Source organism: Streptomyces europaeiscabiei, assembly GCF_036346855.1.
Classification (GTDB): domain Bacteria; phylum Actinomycetota; class Actinomycetes; order Streptomycetales; family Streptomycetaceae; genus Streptomyces; species Streptomyces europaeiscabiei.
The window spans coordinates 7218645-7238197 of the sequence record NZ_CP107841.1; the positions used below are offsets into that span (position 1 = coordinate 7218645).

The 19553-nt window shown below is 70.7% G+C and carries 13 protein-coding genes; 7 read left to right on the forward strand and 6 right to left on the reverse strand.

Annotated features, from left to right (window positions below):
- Positions 1-74 precede the first annotated feature (74 nt).
- Both OG858_RS31770 and OG858_RS31775 read left to right on the forward strand, forming a co-directional pair.
- Positions 75-524 (forward strand): PPOX class F420-dependent oxidoreductase, encoded by a 450-nt coding sequence (locus OG858_RS31770; RefSeq protein ID WP_086753538.1) that lies wholly within the window; start codon positions 75-77, stop codon positions 522-524.
- 150 nt (positions 525-674) lie between these two features.
- Complete coding sequence (locus OG858_RS31775; RefSeq protein ID WP_319068902.1) at positions 675-851, forward strand: hypothetical protein; 177 nt, start codon at positions 675-677, stop codon at positions 849-851.
- A 10-nt stretch (positions 852-861) separates the two neighbouring features.
- Here the strand turns inward: OG858_RS31775 and OG858_RS31780 are convergent, their stop codons facing one another.
- Both OG858_RS31780 and OG858_RS31785 read right to left on the reverse strand, forming a co-directional pair.
- Complete coding sequence (locus OG858_RS31780; protein ID WP_086753540.1) at positions 862-1545, reverse strand: response regulator; 684 nt, start codon at positions 1543-1545, stop codon at positions 862-864.
- The gene (locus OG858_RS31785) at positions 1542-3245 is read right to left on the reverse strand and encodes a sensor histidine kinase (protein WP_319068903.1); all 1704 of its coding nucleotides are present in this window, start codon (positions 3243-3245) and stop codon (positions 1542-1544) included. Before OG858_RS31785 ends, OG858_RS31780 begins: the two co-directional genes overlap by 4 nt.
- Before the next feature lie 515 nt (positions 3246-3760).
- Here OG858_RS31785 and OG858_RS31790 point away from each other — a divergent pair.
- The 5 genes from OG858_RS31790 to OG858_RS31810 all read left to right on the forward strand — a co-directional run bounded on the left by OG858_RS31790 (position 3761) and on the right by OG858_RS31810 (position 10477).
- Positions 3761-5164 carry a cation:dicarboxylate symporter family transporter gene (locus tag OG858_RS31790; RefSeq protein WP_373420900.1) on the forward strand — a complete coding sequence of 468 codons (1404 nt, stop codon included), beginning with the start codon at positions 3761-3763 and terminating at the stop codon, positions 5162-5164.
- 326 nt (positions 5165-5490) lie between these two features.
- Positions 5491-5919 carry a MerR family transcriptional regulator gene (locus OG858_RS31795; protein WP_086752277.1) on the forward strand — a complete coding sequence of 143 codons (429 nt, stop codon included), beginning with the start codon at positions 5491-5493 and terminating at the stop codon, positions 5917-5919.
- Entirely contained in the window at positions 5916-6272 is a 357-nt protein-coding gene (trxA, locus tag OG858_RS31800) for a thioredoxin (protein ID WP_306300427.1), read from the forward strand. The genes OG858_RS31795 and trxA overlap by 4 nt, the downstream gene beginning before the upstream one ends.
- A gap of 374 nt (positions 6273-6646) precedes the next feature.
- Positions 6647-8890: a HelD family protein gene (locus OG858_RS31805; protein ID WP_086752279.1), complete on the forward strand. Its 2244-nt coding sequence runs from the start codon at positions 6647-6649 to the stop codon at positions 8888-8890.
- Positions 8891-9037: 147 nt separating this feature from the next.
- Positions 9038-10477, forward strand: a complete 1440-nt coding sequence (locus OG858_RS31810) for a cytochrome P450 family protein (RefSeq protein ID WP_319068908.1) — start codon at positions 9038-9040, stop codon at positions 10475-10477.
- Between the two features lie 276 nt (positions 10478-10753).
- On the opposite strand, the gene glgB is transcribed toward OG858_RS31810, so the two are convergent.
- The 4 genes from glgB to OG858_RS31830 all read right to left on the reverse strand — a co-directional run bounded on the left by glgB (position 10754) and on the right by OG858_RS31830 (position 19503).
- The gene (gene glgB / locus OG858_RS31815) at positions 10754-14065 is read right to left on the reverse strand and encodes a 1,4-alpha-glucan branching enzyme (protein ID WP_328544211.1); all 3312 of its coding nucleotides are present in this window, start codon (positions 14063-14065) and stop codon (positions 10754-10756) included.
- A 39-nt stretch (positions 14066-14104) separates the two neighbouring features.
- Positions 14105-15556, reverse strand: a complete 1452-nt coding sequence (locus tag OG858_RS31820) for a maltokinase N-terminal cap-like domain-containing protein (protein ID WP_328544210.1) — start codon at positions 15554-15556, stop codon at positions 14105-14107.
- Between the two features lie 93 nt (positions 15557-15649).
- The gene (gene treS, locus OG858_RS31825; RefSeq protein WP_327744972.1) at positions 15650-17368 is read right to left on the reverse strand and encodes a maltose alpha-D-glucosyltransferase; all 1719 of its coding nucleotides are present in this window, start codon (positions 17366-17368) and stop codon (positions 15650-15652) included.
- Positions 17365-19503 (reverse strand): alpha-1,4-glucan--maltose-1-phosphate maltosyltransferase, encoded by a 2139-nt coding sequence (locus tag OG858_RS31830; RefSeq protein WP_327724921.1) that lies wholly within the window; start codon positions 19501-19503, stop codon positions 17365-17367. Before OG858_RS31830 ends, treS begins: the two co-directional genes overlap by 4 nt.
- Positions 19504-19553 lie beyond the last annotated feature (50 nt).

Below are 19553 nucleotides of genomic sequence, written 5' to 3' on the forward strand. Positions count from 1 at the left end.
AGATTGTAGGAAACTACGGATTGTGCGAGACGTGTGGCTCTTGGGGTCCGAGAGGCCTGGGTAGGGATGGCCGCATGACGAAGCTTGACGAGCACATACGCGAGCGCCTACTGGCGCCGAATTTCTGGCACTTGGCGACGGTCGGGCCGGACGGAGCGCCGCAGGTGTCACCCATGTGGGTGGACATCGAGGCCGACGACACCGCCGAATACGTCATGGTCAACACCTCCGTGGGACGGGTGAAGGAGGAGAACCTGCGCCGCAACCCCCTGGTGTCCTTGTCCCACCACGACCCCGAGAACCCCTACGACCGGGCCGAGATCCGGGGCCGGGTGGTGCGGTTCGTGGAGGGGGAGGAGGCGGAGCGCGCCATGGACCGGCTCACCCGGAAGTACATCGGGGAGGAGCGGTATCCGTGGCTGCTCCCCGGGGAACGGCGCCTGATGATCCTGATCGAGCCGGTGCGGGTGCGGCGGGTGGTGGGGGTGGAGCCGTTCCGTCCCGGCGTGTTGCCGGAGGTGTGAGGGCCGGGGGTGGCGCATGGCTGGGGCTGGTCGCAGGAGTCCATGACGCTTGGCTCCGGCACTCTCGTCACCCCTTGACCGCCCCGCCCGACGCGACCCCCTCAGTGCGGGATCGGCCTGCCCGCCTTCCGCGTCGTTCCGCTTTACCGGGTGAGCGGGACGACCAGCTCCGGGCTCGTCGTGCTCTCCGTCGCTGAGGTCCTCACCGGCATCGTGCTCTCCGTCGCTGAGGTCCTCACCGGCATCGGGCTCGGCGTCCAGGTCGTCCTCGTCCATGTCGTCCTCCACGCCAAGCCGTTCAGCCGGTACGCCAAGCCCTCCACCTGAAGACGGCCAACTACCCCTTCACCCACCGGTACTGCAGCTCCGGCCGCCCCACCTGCCCATACTGCGGACTCCGGGCCGCCCGCCCGGCATCCACCAGATGCTCCAGATACCGTCGCGCCGTGATCCGCGAGATGCCGACCGCCTCCGCGACCCCGGCCGCCGTCAGGCCCTCGCCCGCGTCCCGCAGGGCTACCGTCACCCGCTCCAGCGTCGGCGCGCTCAGCCCTTTCGGCAGGGCCGCCGGGCCCGGTGCCCGCAGGGTCGCCAGTGCCCGGTCCACCTCGTCCTGGCCGCTCGCCTCGCCGGCCGCCGCGTGGAACTCGGCGTACCGGACCAGGCGATCCCGAAGCGTTGCGAAGGTGAAGGGTTTCAGCACGTACTGCACCACCCCCAGCGACACGCCCTCCCGCACCACCGTCAGGTCCCGTGCCGACGTCACCGCTATCACGTCCGCATGGTGGCCCGCCGCGCGAAGGGAGCGGGCCAGCTGCAGGCCGTGTACGTCCGGCAGGTGCAGGTCCAGCAACAGCAGGTCCACCGGCATGCGGTCCAGCGCGCGCCGCGCCTCCGCGCCCGTGTGGGCCTTGCCCACGGCCGTGAACCCCGGGACGCGGCCGACGTACATCATGTGCGCGTCGGCGGCCACGGGGTCGTCCTCGACGACCAGGACTCTGATGGGATCGGCACCGGTCATACGTTGTCGCCTCCAGCCACAGTGGCCCGAGGGGCCTGGACAGCCTGCACCGTCTTGTCGGCACCGCTCGTGCGCAGTGGCAGCCGCACCTCGAACTGGGCCCCGCCTCCGGCCGCCTCCGACACGGTCAGCGTTCCCTCGTGCCGGCGCGCGGTCTGCCGTACGAGTGCCAGGCCCAGCCCCCGACCCCCCGGACCCGCCGGTTTCGTCGAGAAGCCGCGTTCGAAGACGGCCTCCGCGTGGGCCGGATCCACGCCGCTGCCCGTGTCCGACACCCTCAGCACCAGCACGGAGTCGTCCGCCGGTACGTCCGCGTCATCCAGCGCGTCCACCTCGTCCGTGTACGCCGTCACCGTGACTCTCGCCCCCACCGAACCCTGCGCCGCGTCCACCGCGTTGTCGATCAGGTTGCCCAGAACCGTGACCAGGTCACGTGCGGGGAGGGACTCCGGGAGCAGGCCGTCGTCGATGCGGCTGTCCTCGGACACCACCAGCTCGACGCCCCGTTCGTTCGCCTGGGCGGCCTTGCCCAGCAGCAGAGCCGCCAGCACCGGTTCGCTCACGGCCGCCACGACCTTGTCCGTCAGGGCCTGCGCCAGTTCCAGTTCCGCCGTCGCGAAGTCGATCGCCTCGTCCGAGCGGCCCAGCTCGATGAGCGAGACGACCGTGTGGAGACGGTTCGCGGCCTCGTGCGCCTGGGAGCGCAGCGCCTGCGTGAAGCCGCGCTCGGAATTCAGCTCGCCCGTGAGGGACTGCAGTTCCGTCACGTCCCGCAGCGTGACCATCGTGCCGCGGCGCTGGCCGCCCGACACCAGGGAGGTGTTCACGACGAGCACCCGTTCGGCGGTGAGGAGCACCTCGTCGACCCTCGGCTCGGACGACAGCAGCGCCCCGGTCAGCGGCGCCGGCAGGCCCAGGTCCGCAACCGAGCGGCCGACCACGTCCTGCGTCACCCCCAGCAGCTCCCGCGCCCCGTCGTTGATGAGCGCCACCCGGTACTGCCCGTCGAGCATCAGCAGGCCCTCGCGTACGGCGTGCAGGGCGGCCTGGTGGTAGTCGTGCATGTTGCTCAGCTCGGCGGCGTTCATGTTGTGCGTGTGGCGGCGGAGGCGGGCGTTGACGATATAGGTGCCCATGCCGCCGAGGGCCAGGGCGCCGGAGGCCACGCCGACGAGGGCCGTGAGCTGCTCCTGGACGCGGTCGCTGATCGCCTGGACCCTGATCCCGGCGCTGACCAGGCCGATGACCTCGCCGTTCTCCATGATCGGGGTGACCGCGCGGACCGACGGGCCGAGCGTGCCCGTGTAGGTCTCGGTGATCGAGCCGCCCTGCTGCGCCTTCTCGATGTGGCCGAGGAAGTGCTCGCCGATCCGGTCGGGGTCCGGGTGCGTCCAGCGGATGCCGTCGGGGGTCATGATCGTCACGAAGTCGACGCCGGCGTGCTGTTGAACCTCGGTGGCGTACGGCTGGAGCCGCTCGGTGGGGTCGGTGGTGTGGATCGCCGCACGGACCGACGGGGAGTCGGCGACGGTGGCCGCCACGGCCAGGGCCTGGCGGGTTCCCGCCTCCTCCGCCTGGGAGCGGTCGCTGACGTAGGTGAACAGCGCGTATCCGGCCAGGACGGCCGCGATCAGCACCGCCTGTACGGCGAAGAGCTGGCCGGCCAGGCTGCGGGGACGGAGACGGTGCGGGACGCGCATGCCAACAGTCTGCCTCCACGGGTTGGCGTGAACTAAATGAACGGAAGGGTGACCGCCCTCACAGGGCGGGGGATAGTCAGCCCATCGACTCGTCCAGCGCACGGACAGCGACAGGGAGTACGACTCCCGCACCGGGACCACATCCCCGAGCCGCCGGGAGCCCGTCTCCCATCCCCGGGAGGCACCTCTCCCACCACCGGGAGCCTGTCTCCCCGCACCGGGAGCCCCCCAGCTCCCACCGCCGGAAGCCCCCAAGCCTCCAGCCCGGAAGCCCGCCGGCTTCCACCGCCGGGAGCCCCGGCTCCCACACCCCCGGGAGCCCCGCTCCCACCGCCGGAAGTCCCCCAGCTACCGGCTCCGGGAGCCCGCCGGCTCCCGACCCCGGGAGCCCGCCGCGGCTCCCGACCCCGGGAGCCGGTCTCCCACCCCGGGAACCCGCCGGTTCCCACCCTGGGAGACCGTCTCCCGAAATTCCCCCGGTCGTGAGCCGCACGCCGGAGACGAACGAGCCGACGATGTCGTCGACGAGGAGGGCCGCCGTGGCCAGCAGCACTCATACGGCACCTAGCGCACCCGCCAAGCGGGACCGCACCCACTACCTGTACATCGCCGTGATCGTGGCCGTGGCCCTCGGCATCGCCGTGGGCCTCATCGCCCCCGACTTCGCCGTCGAGCTGAAGCCCATCGGCACCGGCTTCGTGAACCTGATCAAGATGATGATCTCGCCGATCATCTTCTGCACGATCGTGCTGGGCATCGGCTCCGTACGGAAGGCCGCGAAGGTCGGCGCCGTCGGCGGTATCGCCCTCGCCTACTTCACGGTGATGTCGCTGGTCGCCCTCGGTATCGGCCTCGTCGTCGGCAACATCGTCGAGCCGGGCACCGGCCTCGCGGTCACCGACGCGATCAAGGAGACCGGTCAGGCGCAGGTGTCGGCGGAGGCCAAGGACACCACCGAGTTCCTGCTGGGCATCATCCCGACGACGATCGTCTCCGCCTTCACCGGCGGCGAGGTCCTCCAGACGCTGCTCGTCGCCCTGTTCGCCGGCTTCGCGCTGCAGGCCATGGGTGACTCCGGGCAGCCGATCCTCCGCGGTGTCGAGCACATCCAGCGCCTCGTCTTCCGCATCCTCGCGATGGTGATGTGGGCCGCCCCGATCGGTGCCTTCGGTGCCATCGCGGCCGTGACCGGTTCCGCGGGCATCGACGCCCTGAAGAGCCTGGCCGTGCTGATGCTCGGCTTCTACATCACCTGCTTCCTCTTCGTCTTCATCGTGCTCGGCGCGCTGCTGAAGGCCGTCGCCGGCATGAACATCCTCACGCTCTTCAAGTACCTGGGCCGTGAGTTCCTGCTGATCCTGTCCACCTCCTCCTCCGAGTCGGCGCTGCCGCGCCTCATCGCGAAGATGGAGCACCTGGGCATCAGCAAGCCCGTCGTCGGTATCACCGTCCCGACCGGCTACTCCTTCAACCTCGACGGCACCATGATCTACATGACCATGGCGTCCCTGTTCATCGCCGACGCCATGGGTACGCCGATGTCGGTCGGCGAGCAGATCCCGCTGCTGCTCTTCCTGCTGGTGGCCTCCAAGGGTGCGGCGGGTGTCACCGGCGCCGGCCTCGCGACCCTCGCGGGTGGTCTGCAGTCGCACAAGCCGGCCCTGGTGGACGGTATCGGCCTCATCGTCGGCATCGACCGCTTCATGAGCGAGGCCCGCGCCCTCACCAACTTCGCGGGCAACGCGGTCGCCACGGTCCTCATCGGTACCTGGACCAAGGAGATCGACAAGGAGCGCGTGAGCGAGGTTCTCGCCGGGCAGCTGCCGTTCGACGAGAAGACGCTGCTGGACGACGGGCACGGGTCCGCGGCGGCGCCCGCGGCTGAGCCTGACGGTGAGAAGGAACTCGCCAAGGCGTAGGTCGGCCTGTAGCTGCCGGTCGAGTCCGGCTGGTCGCGCGGTTCCCCCCGCCCCTCACGGGGCACGGGCCGGCTCCCCCCGAGAAGGCCCCCCGAGAACGCCGTACGGCCGGGTCCTCCCCCGTAGACCCGGCCGTACGGCCACCAAGCCGAACAACTGAACAAGCTCCCCGAACACCGAGCGGCCAGGTCCTCCCCCTATAGACCTGGCCGCTCGGCTTTTGCCGTCTCCTCCCTCGGTGTCCTTCCTCGGTCTCCTTCCTCGGTCTCTTCCCTCGGTCTTCTCGGGCTTTCCTTGACGTCGGCGTCAAGGAATACGGTCCTCGTATGCGCATCGGCGAGCTGGCGGCACGGGCCGGGACGACGACACGGGCGTTGCGGTACTACGAGGCGCGGGGGCTGTTGCCCGCGCGGCGGAACCGGAACGGGTACCGGACGTACGACGAGGAGGATCTGAAGCTGTTGCGGCAGATCCGGACGCTGCAGGACTTCGGGTTCGACCTGGAGGAGACGCGGCCTTTCGTGGAGTGTCTGCGGGCAGGGCATCCGCAGGGCGACTCGTGCCCGGCGTCGCTGGCGGTGTACCGGCGGAAGCTGGACGAACTCGACGCGCTGATCGGTGAGCTGGCGGCCGTGCGGGCCTCGGTCGGCGAGCAGTTGACGCGGGCCGAGCAGGCGCGGGAGCGGCTGGCGGCCGAGGCGGAGGTTCCGGGGGGTCCGGAGCCGGGGTGTGAGCTGGGAGGCGGGGAGCTGTGATCAGGGCGGCGGGTGTGGCCGAGGTGACGGACGCGGACTTCGAGGCGGAGGTGATCGGGGCGGAGTTGCCGGTGCTCGTGGAGTTCACGGCCGACTGGTGTCCGCCGTGCCGGCAGATGGGACCGGTGCTCAGTGCCCTCGCCGCGGAGGAGGGGGAACGGCTGAAGGTGGTGCAGCTGGATGTGGACACCAATCCGGAGACCACCCAGGCGTACAAGGTGCTGTCGATGCCGACCTTCATGGTGTTCCGCGACGGTGAGCCGGTGAAGGCGATGGTGGGGGCGCGGCCGAAGCGACGGCTGCTGGAGGAGATTTCCGACGTCGTCCCGGCGAATTCGGCCGACGGTCCGTAGCGGATCGGTTCGGGCCACCGCGCGGTAAGCCGCATTCGGAGATTCGGGGATTCGGACCTGCAGGGATTCGGGGACTCGGAAGGCGGGATCGTGCGGTCGACGGCACGGGCCGGATCGTCATGCCGACCGCGCACACGACCGTGCGTCCGGCCCGGAGCGGCTTCACACGGGGCCACCGAGCCCCTGCCACCGCCGGGCCGGTCCGGCGGCGCGCCGCACACGAAGAAATCCCCCGGGCGATTGCGCCCGGGGGATTTCTCTGCGTATATTGAATGGTTCGCGACTTCAAGAGAATTGGTCGCAAAGAAGTTCAGTGAGCACAGTGTATCCGGGCGGGAGTGGAATTGTCAAACACCGGCTTTTCGCAAGATGAATTGCGGCGCGAGCAGGAATTCATCGATGGGCTGTACGCACGCGTGGACGCTCTGCGCGGTGCGACCGAGGGCTCGGTCACGGACGCGCTCGCCCAGGGCAACACCCCCAAGCAGGCTCGCCTCGAACGGGACATCCTGGTCGCCGAGCGTTCGGGGATGCTGGCCACGCTGAACGCCGTGGACGGCTCGCTCTGCTTCGGCCGCCTCGACCTCGCCGACGGGGCCGTCCACCACATCGGCCGGATCGGGCTGCGCGAGGACGACACCGAACGCACCCCGATCCTGATCGACTGGCGGGCGAAGGTCGCCCGCCCCTTCTACCTCGCCACCGGCCACACCCCGATGGGCCTGCGCCGCCGCCGGCACATCACCACCGACGGCCGCCGGGTCACCGCCCTGCACGACGAGATCCTCGACCTCGGCGACGAGACCCGCACCGGGTACGAGGACCCCACCGGCGACGCCGTCCTGCTGGCCGCCCTCAACTCGGCCCGCACCGGCCGCATGGGCGACATCGTGCAGACCATCCAGGCCGAGCAGGACCGCATCATCAGGGCCCCGCACCAGGGGGTGATGGTCGTGGAGGGCGGCCCCGGAACGGGCAAGACCGCCGTCGCCCTGCACCGGGCCGCCTACCTCCTCTACGAGCAGCGCGAACTGCTCGCCAAGCGCGCCGTTCTGATCGTCGGCCCCAACCCCGCCTTCCTCGGCTACATCGGCGAGGTGCTGCCGTCGCTGGGCGAGACGGGAGTGCTGCTGTCCACCGTCGGCGAACTGTTCCCCGGCGTACGGGCGACCGCGACCGACACCCCGGCGGCGGCCCGGGTGAAGGGCGGCGCCGCCATGGCCGACGTGCTCGCGGCCGTCGTACGGGACCGGCAGACGCTGCCCGACCCGGTGATCGCCATCGAGCACGACCGGGAGATCCTCATGCTCGACGACGACCTCGTAAGGGTCGCCCGTGAGCGCACGCGTGAGGCGAAGCTCCCGCACAACGCGGCCCGTGAGCACTTCGAGGGTTACATCCTCAACACCCTCACGGAGATGGTCGCCGAACGCATCGGCACCGACCCCTACGACGGCGCGAACCTCCTCGACGCCAGTGACATCACCCAGATCCGCGACGAACTGGCCGAGAACCCCGAGGTCTGGTCCGCCATCGGCCGGCTGTGGCCCCGGATCACCCCGCGCCGCCTGATCGCGGACTTCCTCGCCGAGCCGGACGCCCATCTGTCCCAGGAGGACGCCGACGCCGTACGCCGCCCCGTCACCCGGGCGTGGACGGTCGCCGATGTGCCGCTCCTCGACGAGGCCGCCGAACTGCTGGGCGAGGACGACCGGTTGGCGCGGGCCCGGGTCGAGCGCGAGCGGGAGACGCAGATCGCGTACGCGCAGGGCGTGCTGGAGGTGTCCTACGCGTCCCGGACGTACGAGTTCGAGGACAAGGAGGACGGCGACCCCGACGGCTCGGAGGTGCTGTCCGCGCACGACATCATCGACGCCGAGCGGTTCGCGGAGCGGCACGAGGAGGACGACCACCGCAGCGCCGCCGAGCGGGCGGCGGCCGACCGGACCTGGGCGTTCGGACACATCATCGTCGACGAGGCGCAGGAACTGTCGCCCATGGCCTGGCGGCTGCTGATGCGCCGCTCGCCGACCCGCTCGATGACCCTCGTCGGCGACCCGGCCCAGACGGCGGAGGCCGCCGGTGTCGGCTCCTGGGCCGACATCCTCGCCCCGTACGTCGAGGACCGCTGGGAGCACACCCGGCTCGGCGTCAACTACCGCACCCCCGCCGAGATCATGGCCGTCGCGGCCGGAGTGGTCCGCGCCGAGCGGCCGGACTTCGAGCCGCCCAGCTCGGTGCGGTCGACGGGCGTACGGCCCTGGGCGCGCCGCGCGGCGACGAAGGAACTGCCCGCGGAGGTGGCCAAGGCGGTGGCCGAGCTGACCCCGGCCGAGGGGCGGCTCGCGGTGATCGCGCCGCGCGAACTGCACCGGGCGCTCGCGGCCCGGCTGGACGACGTGACGGCCGGCGCGGAACCCGACCTGACCAAGGCCGTCGTCCTCCTCGACCCCCGGCAGGCCAAGGGCCTGGAGTTCGACTCCGTCCTCGTCGTCGAGCCGGGTCGCTTCGGTACGAGCGATCTGTACGTGGCGCTCACCCGGGCGACGCAGACGCTGGGCATCGTGCACGCGGAGGGGCTGCCGGGGGCGCTCGCGGAAGAACTGACGGTGGCCTGAAGTCGACGGGCGGGGTGCCGTCTGCCAGGTACCCGGCAGACGGCCTTCCCGTCACCGTCACCACAGGTGCATCGGGGATCACCAACCCGTAACAGTTCCGGTCATCGTCACTGCTTGTGCACGCTTCATGCGGTATGCGTGTCGGTCATGGAAACACATCCGTTCGCGGCCGCTCCGGCCGGCGGCCCCGGTCTGGAATCGCTGCGCGTGGAGCCGTTGCTGACCTCGGAGTTCGACGCGGACCCGGGCAGCGTCTACGAGCGACTGCGGAGCACGTACGGCCCCGTGGCACCGGTGGGGCTGATGGGGGTGCCGGCGTGGCTGGTTCTCGACTACTCAGAGGTGCTGGAGGTGCTGCGCAACGAAAGTGTCTGGCGGCGCGACATCCGGCACTGGCGGGCCCGGACGGAGGGGCGGCTGCCGAAGGGCTGGCCGCTCCTCGCCGGGTACGAGGTCCGGCAGACCATGTTCTTCGACGACGAGGAACACCGGCACGCCCGGCTGAGCCACCACTCGGCGATGCGGCCCTTCCAGGACGGGCACTCGCCCGAGGGCTGGGCACTGCGCGCGGCCGTCGCGCGGTACGCCGACGAGCTGATCGCCATGCTCGCGGCCGAGTCCGGGACCACCGGCTTCGCCGATCTCGCGGCGCAGTACACCCGGCCACTGCTCCTCATGGTCACGACCAAGCTGTTCGGCTGCCCCGTCGAACTCGGCGACGAGATGGTCATGGACCTGTGGCGGATGCTGGACGGCGGGCCGGACGCGGGGCCGGCGACCGGGCGGGCGCTGGGCGCGATGACCCGGCTGGCGGCGCATCGGCGGGCCCGTCCCGGGGAGGACCTGACCTCCTACATGCTGCTGTCCGACCCCTCGCTGAGCGACGAACAACTGGGCCGTGAGCTGTTCATGAACGCGGTCTACCTCAACGACATCACCGGGAACATGGTCTGCAACACCCTCCTCGAGGTGCTGCGGGGCAACGCGACCGTCCGCCGGAGCCTGTCCGACGGGCAGCTCGGGGAGACCGTGAACCGGGCGGCGCTGGTGAATCCGCCGACGGCCAACCTGTGCTTCCGGTTCGCGGCGCGTGACGTGCGGCTGGGGAACTACTGGATCCGGGCCGGTGACATCGTGTCGCCGTCCGTCGCGGCCGCGCACCGGGATCTGCTGCGGATCGGCCCGTCCCACGTCGTGGAGTCCACCATCAGTACGCGGGCGCATCTTGCGTGGGGGGCCGGGCCCCACCAGTGTCCCAGCGCCGCGCGTGAGCTCGCGGGGACGATCGTCACGACCGCGGTCGGGCGGATCTTCGACCACTTCGCCCGTGCGGAGCTCACGTTGCCGCCGGATCAGTTGCCGTGGCGGTCGGGGCCGGTGGTGCGGGGGCTGCGGTTGCTGCCGGTCCGCTATGAGCTCGCCGCGCACAGTGCGGCTCGGGTGCCGGTGGCTCGGCGGGGGGACGAGGTGGCGCCGCCGGTGGCTCCACCGGCGGCGCCGGGTGCGGAGCCGGTGGGGGAGCGGTCGGGGAGTGGGTTGCTGGGGGCGTTGCGGCGGATGATGTTCGGGGGGCGCAGGGGCGGCTGACGGCCGCCCGGGTGCCTTTTCCGCCCCCGCCGCCCCTACCCGTCCCATCCCAGGGGCTGCGCCCTTCCGACCCCCACCTGCCGGTCCGTCGTGGTTGCTCGCGCAGTTCCCCGCGCCCCTGAAAGCGAAAAGCACGGGGCGCAGCCCCTGCTTTTCAGGGGCGCGGGGAACTGCGCGACCAGCCCCCACCCACCCGCACCTGACAACGCACCCCCGGGGTCGAAGGGGCGCAGCCCCTGGGGATGGGACGGGTAGGGGCGGCGGGGGCGAGGAAAACTACGCCGGGCGGAGCCAGAGGGTGGTCAGCGGGGGCAGGGTGACGCGGATGCTGGCCGACTGGGCGTGCCAGGGGTGGGGCTCGGGTTTCACCGGGTCGGGGGTCGTGGTGTCGGTGCCACCGTAGGCCGCCGCGTCCGTGTTCAGGATCTCGCGCCAGGCCGGGACGTCCTCGGGGACACCCAGCCGATACTCCTCGCGGACGACGGGGCTGAAGTTGGAGACGGCCAGCAGCGGCGAGCCGTCCTCCGCGAACCGCAGGAACGCCAGGACGTTGTCGTCCGCGGAGTCGCCCGTGATCCAGGAGAACCCGGCGGGTCGGGTGTCCTGCTGCCAGAGGGCGGGGGTGTGCCGGTAGGCGCCGTTGAGGTCACGGACGAGGTCCCGTACGCCCCGGTGGTCGGCCTCGGCACCGTACGCGGGGTCCATGAGCCACCAGTCGGGGCCGTGCGCCTCCGACCACTCCGCGCCCTGCGCGAACTCCTGGCCCATGAAGAGGAGTTGCTTGCCGGGGTGCGCCCACATGAAGCCGAGATACGCGCGGTGGTTGGCCCGCTGCTGCCACCAGTCGCCCGGCATCTTCGACACCAGTGAGCCCTTGCCGTGCACGACCTCGTCGTGGGAGATGGGCAGGACGTAGTTCTCGCTGTACGCGTACACCATCGAGAAGGTCATCTCGTGGTGGTGGTGCTTGCGGTGGATGGGGTCCTTGGCCATGTAGTCCAGCGAGTCGTGCATCCAGCCCATGTTCCACTTCATGCCGAATCCGAGGCCGCCGAAGCCGCCGGGACCGGTGTGGTGGGTGGCGCGCGTGACGCCGTCCCAGGCCGTGGACTCCTCCGCGATCGTCACGACGCCCGGCACCCGCCGGTACACCGTCGCGTTCATCTCCTGAAGGAAGGCGACCGCGTCCAGGTTCTCCCGGCCGCCGTGCTCGTTCGGCGTCCACTGGCCCGGCTCACGCGAGTAGTCGAGGTACAGCATCGACGCGACGGCATCCACCCGCAGCCCGTCGATGTGGTACTCCTCGCACCAGTAGAGGGCGTTCGCCACCAGGAAGTTGCGCACCTCACGACGCCCGTAGTCGAACTCCAGCGTCCCCCAGTCGGGGTGCGCCGCCCGCTGCGGGTCCTCGTGCTCGTACAGCGGACGCCCGTCGAACTCGGCCAACGCCCAGTCGTCACGCGGGAAGTGGGCCGGCACCCAGTCCATCAGGACGCCGATCCCGGCCCCGTGCAGGGCGTCGACCAGGAACTTGAAGTCGTCGGGCGTGCCGAGGCGGGCGGTCGGGGCGTAGAACCCGGTGACCTGGTAGCCCCAGGAGCCGCCGAAGGGATGCTCGGCGATGGGCAGCAGTTCGACGTGGGTGAAGCCGAGGTCGGAGACGTACGCCGGTAGCTGCTCGGCGAGTTGCCGGTACGTCAGTCCCGGGCGCCAGGACGGCAGATGCACCTCGTAGACCGAGAACGGTGCCTCGTGCGCGGGGGTCTGCGTCCGCCGGGCCAGCCACTGCTCGTCGGTCCACTCGTAGTGCGAGGCGTGGATGACGGAGGACGTGTTCGGCGGAACCTCCGTGCGGCGGGCCAGCGGGTCGGCCCGGAGCGTCTTCGAGCCGTCCGGCCGCGTGATCTCGAACTTGTACAGCTCGCCCTCGCCGATCCCGGGCACGAACAGCTCCCACACACCGGAGGAGCCCAGCGAACGCATCGGGTAGCCCGTGGCGTCCCAGAAGTTGAAGGTCCCGGCCAGGCGCACGCCGCGTGCGTTCGGCGCCCACACCGTGAAGCGGGTGCCGGTCACGCCCTGGTGGGTCATCGGCTCGGCGCCGAGCGCCCGCCACAGCTCCTCGTGCCGCCCCTCACCGATCAGATAGAGGTCCAGCTCGCCGATCGCGGGCAGGAAACGGTACGCGTCCTCCGTCTCCTGCTCCGTCCCCTCGTACGAGACCAGCAGGCGGTACCCCTCCGGCACCTCCCGCAGCGGCAGCAGCGCGGAGAAGAACCCGCCCCCGTCGTCGTGCAGCTCCGCCCGCAGCGACTCCACCGCCACACTCACCCCGAGCGCGTAGGGCCTGAACGCCCGGAACACCACACCCCCGGGCGCGGGGTGGGCCCCAAGCACCGAGTGCGGCGCGTGATGGGTCCCGTCGAGCAGCCGCTCGCGATCGGCGCCGTCCATCGCGGGGGAGAAGACGGGCTGGGCGAGGGCGGGTTCGGCACCGGGGATGCCGACCGGCTCGGCGGCGGAGGGCTGGGGCACCGTCGGCCCGGCGGCGTCCTGCTCGGGGACCGACGGCTGGAGGGCCACCGACTCGGCCGGCACCGGCCCGGCGACGGCCTGCCTGGGCACCACCGGGTCGGGGGCTGTCGGCTCGGCGGCGGCCTGCTTGGGGAGTACCGGTTCCGGGGGCGGCGCATCGGCGGGCTTCGGCACGGGAGTGGACGTTCCGGCGCCCGGCGGGACGGCAGGGACCAACACCGCCCTCTCCGCCCGTCGCGGCGACTTCACGGCCCTCTTCGCGGCGTCGGCCTTCCTGGCGGCGGCCTCGGTGGTCACAGCTTCCTCGGCCACGGTCTTCTTGCCCGCAGCCTTCTTCGCGACGGTCTTGTTGCCCGCAGCCTTCTTCGCGACGGTCTTGTTGCCCGCAGCCTTCTTCGCGACCGTCTTCTTGACTGCTGACTTCTTCGCGACGCTCTTCCTGACAGCCGCGGGTTTCGTGACAGCTGTTTCCGCGACAGCCGTGTCCGTGTCAGCCATGTCCTGCACGGCCGCTTTCGCGACAGCCGTCTTCGCGACCGCTTTCTTCGCGACAGCCGTCTTCGCGACCGCTTTCTTCGCCACCGCCTTCTTCGCGGCGGACTTCCTGGCGGGGGCCTTCTTGGCGAGGGCCTTCCCGGCCACGCCCCCGGCCTCGGCCGACTTCCTCGGTGACGACTTCTTGGCGACCGCCCTGCCCTCGGCAGGCTCCTTCGCCGTCGGTGTCCCCTCGACGGCCTTCTTGACCGCCGCCTTGACCTCGGCCGTCTTCCCGACCGTCGACGTCCCGCCGGCCACCTTCTCGGCCGGTGGTGTCTTCTCGGCCGGCTTCCGGCCCCTGGCCGTTCCCTCGGCAGCCTTGGCCGTGCTCCTGGCCGCCGCGTTCGTCGCCTTCGTCGCCGCCTTTTTCGTCGCCGTCTTCTTCGCTGTCGCCTTCTTCGCCACGGTTTTCTTCGCGGCCGTCTTCTTCGTGGCCGTCTTCTTCACCGGGGCGGGCCCCTCGGCGGTGGGGCCGGTGTGCTGGGTGCTGTCGTCGGACGGCGGGCGGGGAGTCACAGGTACTGCCTCCTCGGCAGGGGCTGGGGTGGGGCGGTGTCAGGGGGTGTCGGCGTTGGGGTCCGTGGCCAGCCGGTGGACGGCGGCCAGGGGCACCGGTAGCCAGTCGGGGCGGTGCCGGGCCTCGTAGAGGACCTCGTACACGGCCTTGTCGGTCTCGTAGGCGCGCAGCAGTACGGGATCCATACGTGGGTCGGCCCCGGCGACGTCCGCGTAGCCGGAGCAGTACGCGGCCCTGCAGGCGGCCGCCCAGTCGGCGGCCGACGGCTGGAGGGAGTGCGCGGCGTAGTCGAAGGAGCGGAGCATGCCGGCGACGTCACGGGCGACGGGCTGCGGCATCCGCCGCTCGGCCAGCGGCTTCGACGGCTCGCCCTCGAAATCTATGAGCGACCACTCCCCGGAGGGCGAGCGGAGACACTGCCCGAGATGGAGGTCGCCGTGGATGCGCTGGGCGGTCCAGGCACGCCCCTCGGCGGCCAGGTCGGCCAGGGCTTCGAAGGCCGTGTGCAGACCGGGTGCGTACGGCCGCAGCGCGGGTACGGCCTGCGCGGCGGCCTCCAGGCGTCCGGTCATCCCGTCGACCAGCGACTCCAGTTGCGCCCGCCCCAGGGTGACCGTGGGCAGGGCCCGCGCCAGCGCGGTGTGCACCTCGGCGGTCGCCCGCCCCAGTGCCCGCGCCTCGGCGGTGAAGTCCTCGCCCTTGACGAGCATGCTCAGCGCCAGTTCCCAGCCGTCCGCCGCGCCGTGCAGGAACGGCTGGAGGACGCCCAGGACGTGATGGCCGTCGGCGCCGGCGGTTCGGTCCAGCTCCGCCACCATCCAGGCCACCGGCGCGGGTACCCGGGGGCAGCCCTCGCGGGACAGCTCCATCGGCAGTTCGAGGTCGGGGTTGTCCCCGGGCACGACCCGGCGGAACAGCTTCAGGATGAACGTATCGCCGTAGACGATCGAGGAGTTGGACTGCTCCGAGGTCACCACACGCGGCACCAGGCCCTCGGGGATGTCGTGCCGCATGTCCCGCCCGCAGCGCACCTCACCGACCTGCGCCCTGGCCCGCATCGCCTCCAGGAGGACGTCGGCGAGGCGCGGGTCGTGCAGCGCCTCGTAGACCGTCCGCCCGGCCAGCGGTCCTTCGGCCACATGCCCGATCAGCGCGGGCGCCAGCCATGGCGGCAGCGCCTCGCGTACGCCGAGCAGCAGTTGGTAGCAGTCGCCGGGGTGGGCCGGGGCGCCCTGGGACGGCACCAGCGGCTGGTGGGCGCGTACGAGGAGATGCAGCAGCCCGGCCTTGGCGGCGGCCGCCGGCAGCAGTTCGGTGGCCGCCACCAGACTGAATCCGGTGACCGGCCGCCCCTTCCCCGCGAACCAGCGCTGCCGTGGCAGCCACTCCCGCAGCAGCGGCTCCAGGGAGGTGAGCAGCCCGGGGGCCGGCTCTGTGGCGGGCGGTGGAGCAGGACTTGGCGCGGTGGGGTGCGTGGCAGCTTCCGACATGGCCTCGCGTCCTTTCCCCGGTGGCGGGGTGTTCCTGTCTGCGTGCCCCGGGCGGGCTGGGGGAAACCGGCCCGCCCGGGGTTCCGGTCGGGCTTACACGGCGTCCTTCCGCAGGCGGAACCAGTAGAAGCCGTGGCCCGCGAGGGTGAGGAGATAGGGCAGTTCACCGATGGCGGGGAAGCGCACTCCGCCGATGAGTTCGACGGGGTGGCGTCCTTCGTAGGCGCGCAGGTCGAGTTCGGTGGGCTGTGCGAAACGGGAGAAGTTGTTGACGCACAGCACCAGGTCGTCCCCGTCGCCCTCGGTCGAGGGCGCCTCCCGGAGGAAGGCGAGGACGGCCGGGTTGGACGACTGCAGTTCGGTGTAGGTGCCGAGGCCGAACGCGGGGTTCTGTTTGCGGATCTCGATCATGCGGCGGGTCCAGTGCAGCAGTGACGACGGCGACGACATGGACGCCTCGACGTTGGTGACCTGGTAGCCGTAGACGGGGTCCATGATCGTGGGCAGTGACAGCCTGCCGGGGTCGCAGGAGGAGAAGCCGGCGTTGCGGTCGGGTGTCCACTGCATGGGGGTGCGTACGGCGTCGCGGTCGCCGAGCCAGATGTTGTCGCCCATGCCGATCTCGTCGCCGTAGTAGAGGATCGGCGAGCCGGGCAGGGACAGCAGCAGGGCGGTGAAGAGTTCGATCTGGTTGCGGTCGTTGTCCAGGAGGGGGGCGAGCCGGCGGCGGATGCCGATGTTGGCGCGCATGCGCGGGTCTTTGGCGTACTCCGCGTACATGTAGTCGCGTTCTTCGTCGGTGACCATTTCGAGGGTGAGCTCGTCGTGGTTGCGCAGGAAGATGCCCCATTGGCAGCTGGAGGGGATGGCGGGGGTCTTGGCGAGGATTTCGGAGACGGGGTAGCGGGATTCCCTGCGGACCGCCATGAAGATCCTCGGCATCACCGGGAAGTGGAATGCCATGTGGCATTCGTCGCCGCCGCTGGGGAAGTCGCCGAAGTAGTCGACGACGTCCTCCGGCCACTGGTTCGCCTCGGCCAGCAGCACGGTGTCGGGGTAGTGCGCGTCGATCTCCTTCCGCACCCGCTTGAGGAAGTGGTGGGTTGCGGGAAGGTTTTCGCAGTTGGTGCCCTCCTGCTGGTAGAGGTAGGGCACCGCGTCCAGGCGGAAGCCGTCGATGCCCAGGTCCAGCCAGAACCGCAGCGCCGAGATGATCTCCTCCTGTACCGCCGGGTTCTCGTAGTTGAGGTCCGGTTGGTGGGAGAAGAAGCGGTGCCAGAAGTATTGCTTGCGGACGGGGTCGAAGGTCCAGTTGGAGGCTTCGGTGTCGACGAAGATGATGCGGGCGTCCTGGAACTGGTCGTCCTTGTCGGCCCAGACGTAGTAGTCGCCGTAGGGGCCGTCGGGGTCGTTCCTGGATTCCTGGAACCACGGGTGCTGGTCGCTGGTGTGGTTCATGACGAAGTCGATGATGACGCGCATGCCGCGTTGGTGGGCGGCGTCGACGAACTCGACGAAGTCGGCGAGGTCGCCGAACTCGGGGAGGACGGCGGTGTAGTCGGAGACGTCGTAGCCGCCGTCGCGCAGGGGCGATGTGAAGAAGGGCGGGAGCCAGATGCAGTCGATGCCCAGCCACTGCAGGTAGTCCAGTTTGGCGGTGAGGCCCTTGAGGTCGCCGATGCCGTCGCCGTTGCTGTCCTGGAAGGAGCGGACGAGGACCTCGTAGAAGACGGCGCGTTTGAACCAGTCGGGGTCCCGGTCCTTCTGCGGAGTGTCCTCGAAGGTGTCCGGAACGGGCTCGTTGACGATCATTGTGTGGGTGACCCCCCGATCTGCGGGTTGGACGGTCGCAGGACGGTCAGTACGTGGGCGGGCGTGCGGCCCGGTTCTAGACGTACGTAGTTGTTCCTGCCCCAGGTGTAGACCTCGCCGGTGAGCTCGTCGCGCACCAGCACGGACTCATGCCAGTCCAGGCCGAGTTGCGGCATGTCCAACGAGACCGTGGCCTCCTGGGTGTGGTGGGGGTCGAGGTTGACCACCACCAGAACCGTGTTCGAGCCCGCCCGCTTCGAATAGACGATCACCGCTTCCTGGTCGGCGTGGTGGAAGTGCAGATCCCGCAACTGACGCAGCGCCGGACTTCGACGCCTGATCTCGTTGAGCTTGCCGAGCAGTGGTGCGATCGTACGTCCGTCTTGTGCGGCTGTGTCCCAGTCGCGGGGGCGGAGTTGGTATTTCTCGGAGTCGAGGTATTCCTCGCTGCCGGGTTTGAGGGGTGTGTTCTCGCAGAGTTCGTAGCCGGCGTACACGCCCCAGGTGGGGGAGAGGGTGGCGGCCAGGACGGCGCGGAGTTCGAAGGCGGGGCGGCCGCCTTCCTGGAGGAAGGCGTGGAGGATGTCGGGGGTGTTGACGAAGAAGTTGGGCCGCATGTAGCTCGCGGCGTCCCCGGCGAGTTCGGTGGCGTAGTCGGTGAGTTCCTGTTTGGTGGTGCGCCAGGTGAAGTAGGTGTAGGACTGCTGGAAGCCGGTGGCGGCCAGGGTGTGCATCATGGCGGGGCGGGTGAAGGCCTCGGCCAGGAAGATGACGTCGGGGTCGGTGGTGTTGACGTCGGCGATGACCTGTTCCCAGAAGAGCACCGGTTTGGTGTGGGGGTTGTCGACGCGGAAGATCCGTACGCCGTGGTCCATCCAGTGGCGCAGGATCCGGGTGGTCTCGGCGACGAGGCCGGGCAGGTCGGCGTCGAAGGCGATGGGGTAGATGTCCTGGTATTTCTTCGGCGGGTTCTCCGCGTAGGCGATCGTGCCGTCGGGGCGGTGGTGGAACCACTCGGGGTGTTTGTGCACCCAGGGGTGGTCGGGTGAGCACTGCAGGGCGAAGTCCAGGGCGATTTCCAGGCCGAGGGCGCGGGCTTCGGCGACGAAGAAGTCGAAGTCCTCGAGGGTGCCCAGGTCGGGGTGGACGGCGTCGTGGCCGCCCTCGGGCGAGCCGATCGCCCAGGGCACGCCGACGTCGTCGGGGGTGGGGGAGAGGGTGTTGTTGCGGCCTTTGCGGAAGGTGGTGCCGATCGGGTGGATCGGGGGGAGGTAGACGACGTCGAAGCCCATCCGGGCGATGGCCGGCAGGCGGCGGGCGGCGGTGCGGAACGTGCCGTGGGGCTGCTCGGGGGTGCCCTCGGACCGTGGGAAGAACTCGTACCAGGAGCCGAACAGGGCCCGTTCCCGTTCCACCAGCAGCGGCAGCGGCTCGGAGGACGTGACCAGTTCGCGCAGGGGGTGGCGGGTCAGGACCTCGTCCACCTCCGGCGCCAACGCCGCCGCCAGCCGGGAGGACGCGGGCCGGGCGGTGTCCCGCAGCGCGTCCACGGCGGCGAGGAGCGTGCCTCGTCCGCTCCGGCCCTCGGGGATGCCGTCGGCGGCGCGTTCGTGGAGGCGGGCGCCCTCCTCCAGGACGAGTTCGGTGTCGATACCGGCCGGGATCTTGATGCGGGCGTGGTGGCGCCAGGTGGTGATCGGGGCGCCCCAGCCCTCCACGGTGTAGGACCAGACGCCCTCGCCCGGTACGGAGACGGTGGCGCCCCAGCGGTCCGTGCCGGGGGCGAGTTCGCGCATCGGGGTCCAGTCGGCCGGGCGGCCCTCCGGGTCCCTGAGCACGACGTTGGCGGCGACCGCGTCGTGGCCCTCCCGGATGACGACGGCCGAGATCTCGAACGCCTCGCCCACGACGGCCTTCGCCGGCCGGCGGCCGTGGTGGACGGTCGGCCGTACGTCGAGAACCGGTATCCGCCCGATGGTGGGGGCGCCCGGTGTCGCGGGGGTCTTCGGGGGTGGCGTGACCGGCGCGGGCGGGCCCGTGTGCGCCGGGCGTGCGGGGCGTGCGGCGGTGCTGTCGGGTGTGGCGGTGGTGGTACTGGGCGTCGGGGGTGGTGACGAGTGGTGCGTGGCGGGCATGACCGCTCCTGTCCGCGTCAACGTGGGTGGGCGGATGAGGGTGTGGGGAG

Coding starts and splice junctions, on each gene's coding strand:
- OG858_RS31770 (WP_086753538.1), top strand. CDS start 75: ATGACGAAGCTTGACGAGCACATACGCGAGCGCCTACTGGCGCCGAAT.
- OG858_RS31780 (WP_086753540.1), bottom strand. CDS start 1,545: ATGACCGGTGCCGATCCCATCAGAGTCCTGGTCGTCGAGGACGACCCC.
- OG858_RS31785 (WP_319068903.1), bottom strand. CDS start 3,245: ATGCGCGTCCCGCACCGTCTCCGTCCCCGCAGCCTGGCCGGCCAGCTC.
- OG858_RS31790 (WP_373420900.1), top strand. CDS start 3,761: ATGTCGTCGACGAGGAGGGCCGCCGTGGCCAGCAGCACTCATACGGCA.
- OG858_RS31795 (WP_086752277.1), top strand. CDS start 5,491: ATGCGCATCGGCGAGCTGGCGGCACGGGCCGGGACGACGACACGGGCG.
- OG858_RS31810 (WP_319068908.1), top strand. CDS start 9,038: ATGGAAACACATCCGTTCGCGGCCGCTCCGGCCGGCGGCCCCGGTCTG.
- OG858_RS31820 (WP_328544210.1), bottom strand. CDS start 15,556: ATGTCGGAAGCTGCCACGCACCCCACCGCGCCAAGTCCTGCTCCACCG.
- treS (WP_327744972.1), bottom strand. CDS start 17,368: ATGATCGTCAACGAGCCCGTTCCGGACACCTTCGAGGACACTCCGCAG.
- OG858_RS31830 (WP_327724921.1), bottom strand. CDS start 19,503: ATGCCCGCCACGCACCACTCGTCACCACCCCCGACGCCCAGTACCACC.